This window comes from Massilia atriviolacea, from assembly GCF_003953935.1.
Taxonomy (GTDB): domain Bacteria; phylum Pseudomonadota; class Gammaproteobacteria; order Burkholderiales; family Burkholderiaceae_D; genus Telluria_A; species Telluria_A atriviolacea.
This window is the reverse complement of sequence record NZ_RXLQ01000059.1, coordinates 1-1118: the sequence shown is the minus strand read 5'-3', so window position 1 is coordinate 1118 and position 1118 is coordinate 1. Positions and strand designations below refer to the sequence as shown.

1 protein-coding gene is annotated in these 1118 nt (G+C 58.9%); it reads left to right on the top strand.

Features of this window, described 5'->3' with window-relative positions; translation table 11 throughout:
- Positions 1-1116 (top strand): elongation factor Tu (gene tuf / locus EJB06_RS31510; RefSeq protein WP_126077964.1); only part of this gene is annotated, 1116 nt, incomplete at its 5' end.
- Positions 1117-1118 lie beyond the last annotated feature (2 nt).

The following is a 1118-nucleotide window of genomic DNA, read 5'->3' as shown; positions in this document are numbered from 1 at the left end:
GCGATCGCAACCGTTCTGTCGAAGAAATTCGGCGGCGAAGCAAAAGCATACGACCAGATCGATGCGGCGCCAGAAGAAAAAGCACGCGGCATCACCATCAACACCGCGCACGTCGAGTACGAGACCGCTAACCGTCACTACGCTCACGTCGACTGCCCAGGCCACGCCGACTACATCAAGAACATGATCACCGGCGCGGCACAGATGGACGGCGCGATCCTGGTTTGCTCCGCAGCTGACGGCCCAATGCCGCAGACCCGCGAGCACATCCTGCTGGCACGCCAGGTTGGTGTTCCTTACATCATCGTGTTCCTGAACAAGTGCGACCTGGTCGACGACGCAGAACTGCTGGAACTGGTTGAAATGGAAGTCCGTGAGCTCCTGTCGAAATACGAGTTCCCAGGCGACGACCTGCCAATCATCAAGGGTTCGGCACGTATGGCTCTGGAAGGCGCCGCTGGCCCAATGGGCGAAGACGCGATCATCGCCCTGGCCGAAGCACTCGACACCTACATCCCGACGCCAGAGCGCGCAGTCGACGGCGCATTCCTGATGCCAGTCGAAGACGTGTTCTCGATCTCGGGTCGCGGCACCGTTGTGACCGGTCGCGTTGAGCGCGGTATCATCAAGGTCGGCGAAGAAATCGAAATCGTCGGTATCAAGGACACCGTCAAGACCACTTGCACCGGCGTGGAAATGTTCCGCAAGCTGCTGGACCAGGGTCAAGCTGGCGACAACGTCGGTCTGCTGTTGCGCGGTACCAAGCGTGAAGACGTGGAGCGTGGCCAGGTTCTGGCCAAGCCAGGTTCGATCAAGCCGCACAACCACTTCACCGGCGAGATCTATGTCCTGTCGAAAGACGAAGGCGGCCGTCACACCCCGTTCTTCAACAACTATCGTCCACAGTTCTACTTCCGTACCACGGACGTGACCGGTTCGATCGAGTTGCCAGCGGACAAAGAAATGGTCATGCCAGGCGATAACGTGTCGATCACCGTCAAGCTGATCAACCCGATCGCGATGGAAGAAGGCCTGCGCTTCGCAATCCGCGAAGGCGGCCGTACCGTTGGTGCAGGTGTTGTTGCCAAGATTCTGGGCGACGCAGCAGGTAAGTAATT